Below are 4,500 nucleotides of genomic sequence, written 5' to 3' on the forward strand. Positions count from 1 at the left end.
AAACGTGGTTCCATCGAACTTTCTTATTCTTTTCCCATTCATGGATTACTTCACGGTTACATTCAATTCTTTAGCGGGTATGGGCAAAGTTTAATTGAATATAATCACTATACCAACAGTATTGGCGTGGGTTTGATCATCAACAATTAGATTTAGTCACGCTAATCCGCGACTGAACACGAGTTTGTAACAAATAGCATTCCTCGCCACCCAATACTAAACACGTTAATGTTCAAGTATAAAAAGCACCCGTATCCAACGCAATTCGATTAAGGTGTATTTCAGGAGTTTTCACTATGGTATGTCCATGTACAATAATTTTTCCAAAATCTTCTTTGGAATTTAAGAATTCACTCCAAATCCATAATAAATCATCTTTATTTTTCTGGTCCAATGGAATCGCAGATCGCACACCCATATAGGTAAAAAAATAATCTCCCAATTGATAATGCAACCGAAGCGATTTTAAAAATTCCAGATACTCTTTTGGCATCAACTGTAAAATGTTCTCCTAAACCACCGATAGGTCCTGTGGATTTTGAGGCAATTCCGTCACATCAAATCCATAGCTAATTTAAAGTAGCCCACCCATCGTTACTTAGCCAAAGAATACCTTCTTAAAGAATACTTTCTTAAAGAATACCTTCTTCAGGATCTTTAATAAAATTTAAAACAGGCTTTCATGATTACCTTTTAAATATCGAGTTTCAAAATGAGTGGCTAAAGAAAGTAAACCTTCGATCACTCGATAAGAATGGGAGCCGCGGTCAATATAATCTCATAATGTAATAGAACATTTCTAAAGGGATGGTGTGAGGCATCCTCTTGAATAACTTCAAGCAAGGGCCGCAAAAGATCAATTTGCCCGTGAATGTCAGCAATGAGATATACTTAAGTCCTTGTGGACACTTTCATAACCCTAAATTTATAGTATTACACTCAAAAACGATCCCTCGAAGCCATTGTTAGTTAAAAACTATTTAACTCTAAATTTCTCTCTATTTTAAAATCTTAAGAAAATGAAACAAATCAGCATCTAAAAGCGCACAAACCCCTAGAACACGACTATCCCAACAACACGCAATTCCTGCAGAATGCAAAAATAATCGTCGCAATCCCAACGTCTTCATTTTCTTATTAAAAACCTTGTCTCCATACTTTTCATCTCCTGCAATCGGATGACCCATATGAGCGGTATGGACCCGAATTTGATGGGTGCGACCTGTTAAAGGTCGCGCTTCGAGGAGTGTAGCATTTGAATAAAAAACAATTGGTCGAAAAAGAGTCAATGCCATTTTCCCATTTTCATCGACTTTTACCATCCTCTCACCGCTTTGCAGGATATTCTTTTTCAAAGGGGCTTCAACTCGTCTTTCCCCTCCCTGCCACAGCCCCTTCACCAGCAAAAGGTATTGCTTCACAACCTTCCGTTGAGTCAGTAGAGCATGAAGTGCCACAAGAAGGCTGCGTTTCTTGGCCACAACCAAACAACCAGATGTTTCCAGGTCCAACCTATGTACCAATTCCAACGATCGATTTTTAGGTCGCATTATGCGTAATGCTTCGATTAGACTTCCATTAATTCCACTTCCTCCGTGTACAGGTAAGCCCGCGGGTTTATCAATAACTAAGAAATCAGCTTCTTCGACAAGAATACGCATTTCAAGCGATATTAATAAAGATTTATCAGGTATTGGCGGTTTTTTATAGTCGATTGGTGCAAAGGAGGTATACGTACCGAATCGCCAATGGCGAGTCGATAATCGGCACTCACCCGTTTTTTGTTTACTCTTACTTCACCTTTTCGAATAGCACGATAAATCCGAGCCGAAGGTATTCCCTTTAAACGGCTAATTAGAAAATTGTCCAATCGTTGCCCAGCATGAGAATCATAAATTATAATGCAAGTTAGGGTCAAAATAGGATCCTTTAAGTTACAAACTATATGGTTTTATAGAACAAAACCTGCTATAGTCGGGCTGTCCATCATGATATCATAACGTAGAAATGTGAGAAATTAGTGCAAAAAAGTCAGCTGTATCAATTTAGTCCTGTTATTCCCCCCCCCCAAGGGATCTGCAGAATGAGATAGGTTATATTCCGGGTTTGTGTCTTAATTCACAGGAATGACACCCAATAAAAACCCAAATTGCCAGCTGCGAAACTATAGATTTTATCATGTACTAGCACCAATAGTACTAGCACCAATAGAACGAACATGATTATTTTGTATTTAACGCGGCGCTCCCAAGAGCGGTTTCTCGGCGAACCTCCAAGCCCAAGCTTGCGGTTGAGCGCCCTAAGAGAATAGGTTGAACAAATGAAAAGAATGCTGATTAATGCAACTCAGCTCCATGAGGTGCGCGTAGCAATTACTGAAAATTCCAAGCTGGTTGATCTTGATATTGAAATCCCTGGCCAAGAACAAAAAAAATCTAATATCTATAAAGGCATTATTAGCAGCATCGAACCTAGCTTAGGAGCAGTGTTTGTTAATTATGGTGGCGAACGACATGGATTCTTGCCTTTAAAAGAAATTTCCCGCGAGTATTTTCTCCAAGATATGTCACAAGAGATTGATACCATTGATATCAATCGGGTACTTAAAATTGGTCAAGAGCTCGTCGTTCAAGTCGATAAGGAAGAACGGGGAACAAAAGGAGCGGCACTAACCACGTTTATCAGTTTAGCGGGGTCTTTTTTAGTTCTGATGCCTAATAACCCGCGGGCCAGTGGTATTTCGCGTCGAATTGAAGGGGAAGAACGCGATCAATTGCGGGAAACTATTAGTCAATTGAGCCTCCCCGAAGGAATGGGCTTAATTGTACGCACTGCGGGGCTTGGGCGCGCAAAAGAAGAACTCGAGTGGGACTTTAAAATCTTATTGCGCTATTGGGAAGCTATTAAACAAGCAGCAGTAGCTAAACCAGGTCCTTACCTTATTCATCAAGAAAGCGATGTAATCATCCGCGCCATTCGCGACTACCTGCGTCAGGATATTGAAGAAATCCTTATTGATAATGAGCAATCCTATCAAAATGCTTGCTATTATATCAGTCAGGTTCGCCCCCAATTCATTGAGCGTTTAAAGCTTTATCAGGATCAATTACCTCTCTTTAGTAGATTCCAAATCGAACAACAAATTGAAAATGCCCACCAGCGTGAAGTCCGACTTCCGTCCGGTGGATCGTTGATTATTGATCACAGCGAGGCACTTGTAGCCATTGATATTAATTCAGCACGGGCTACTCGCGGAGCAAGTATTGAAGAAACAGCGCTTTCCACGAATTTAGAAGCCGCCGAAGAGATTACTCGTCAATTACGTATTCGCGATATCGGTGGCCTCATTGTCATCGATTTTATTGATATGACACCCATTCGTAATCAGCGGGAAGTTGAAAATTGTTTACGTAACGCTTTGAAGCAAGACCGCGCCCGTATCCAAATTGGACGGATTTCGCGATTTGGTTTATTGGAAATGTCCCGCCAGCGGTTGCGTTCTTCCCTGACTCGATCAACTCAAATAGCCTGCCCTCGCTGTGATGGTGAAGGCACCATTCGTAGTATAGAATCGCTGGGACTTTCAATTATTCATTTAATTCAGGAACAAGCTTCTAAAGCTAAGAATATCCATTTCCAATTACAGGCACCCGTGGATTTGGCCATTTATTTAATTAATGAAAAACGAGAAATCTTAAGGGATATTGAAAAACATTATCCTGTAAAAATAACGATTATTTCTAATCAATACATGGAAACGCCGCTTTATCAATTAAAGCAGATTAAAATTGATTCGGCGAGTCTGGAACATGGTAAGGGGATGCCAAGTTATAAATTGGCCAAAGTTTTTAAGACTGAAACGCTCCAAAAACAAGAAATTAAACCGCTACCAGAACCGGTGATTCAACAATTCTTGTCTACAGAAGAAACCCTCCTACTACAGCAGCTGCCACCCGAAAAACACCCAGCAGCGGCTTATTTAAGCGCCTAATGGCAAAGATGTTCGGTGCTGAAGAAGAGGCAAAATCCTCGCCTAGAGACCCCCCCCTCAGCAGGCAATACAATTGCCTCGAAGGGGTGAAAGAAGACGCTATTCGGGAGAGCGCCCTCGTAGATCCTCATCCGGGGCTGCTCACCCGGGGACGCTAAACGCCATCATCCTCGAAGCAGCAATAGTAGTCGTTCACGTCGGGGTACCCGGGGCGGGCGCCGAGATCACCATCGATGTGGCGGCCAAGGTAGTCATTCTGGATACCACATGCAACAGTCGGGGACTTCGTCCTCTGCACTAGCGGATGATAGGGTCGATATAAACCCGCTGCCAATGTCCTCCACTCCACCCTCGCCCCCTTTACCCTTTATGGACTCTAAATTTGAACATCCTTCGGAATATCCAAAGCACACTAATAGTAACAAAAATTTCTATCCAGAAAATGAGAAAAATACTGCTAATAAAATTCCCGAGGACGAGGATAATAGAGGGAATCAATAACTCGCCGG

5 protein-coding genes and 1 pseudogene are annotated in these 4,500 nt (G+C 41.6%); 3 read left to right on the plus strand and 3 right to left on the minus strand.

The annotated features are described in order from the left end of the window. A partial coding sequence (locus tag B1F79_RS04230; protein ID WP_251366121.1) for a phospholipase A occupies positions 1 to 150 on the plus strand: 150 nt, incomplete at its 5' end. 82 nt (positions 151 to 232) lie between these two features. Here the strand turns inward: B1F79_RS04230 and B1F79_RS04235 are convergent. The 3 genes from B1F79_RS04235 to B1F79_RS06990 all read right to left on the minus strand — a co-directional run bounded on the left by B1F79_RS04235 (position 233) and on the right by B1F79_RS06990 (position 1,918). Then, on the minus strand, positions 233 to 493 hold the full coding sequence (locus B1F79_RS04235) for a hypothetical protein (RefSeq protein ID WP_251366120.1): 261 nt from the start codon (positions 491 to 493) through the stop codon (positions 233 to 235). A gap of 505 nt (positions 494 to 998) precedes the next feature. Continuing rightward, on the minus strand, positions 999 to 1,661 hold the full coding sequence (locus tag B1F79_RS04240) for a pseudouridine synthase (protein ID WP_372443141.1): 663 nt from the start codon (positions 1,659 to 1,661) through the stop codon (positions 999 to 1,001). Between the two features lie 11 nt (positions 1,662 to 1,672). Next, positions 1,673 to 1,918, minus strand: coding sequence for a S4 domain-containing protein (locus B1F79_RS06990; protein ID WP_372443142.1), 246 nt, complete (start codon positions 1,916 to 1,918; stop codon positions 1,673 to 1,675). 402 nt (positions 1,919 to 2,320) lie between these two features. Here B1F79_RS06990 and B1F79_RS04245 point away from each other — a divergent pair. Continuing rightward, positions 2,321 to 4,020, plus strand: a pseudogene (locus B1F79_RS04245) (Rne/Rng family ribonuclease); the annotation flags it as partial. A gap of 44 nt (positions 4,021 to 4,064) precedes the next feature. Further along, positions 4,065 to 4,292 (plus strand): hypothetical protein, encoded by a 228-nt coding sequence (locus tag B1F79_RS06995; RefSeq protein ID WP_372443143.1) that lies wholly within the window; start codon positions 4,065 to 4,067, stop codon positions 4,290 to 4,292. Positions 4,293 to 4,500: the final 208 nt, after the last annotated feature.

The organism is Coxiella-like endosymbiont of Rhipicephalus sanguineus, from assembly GCF_018687865.1.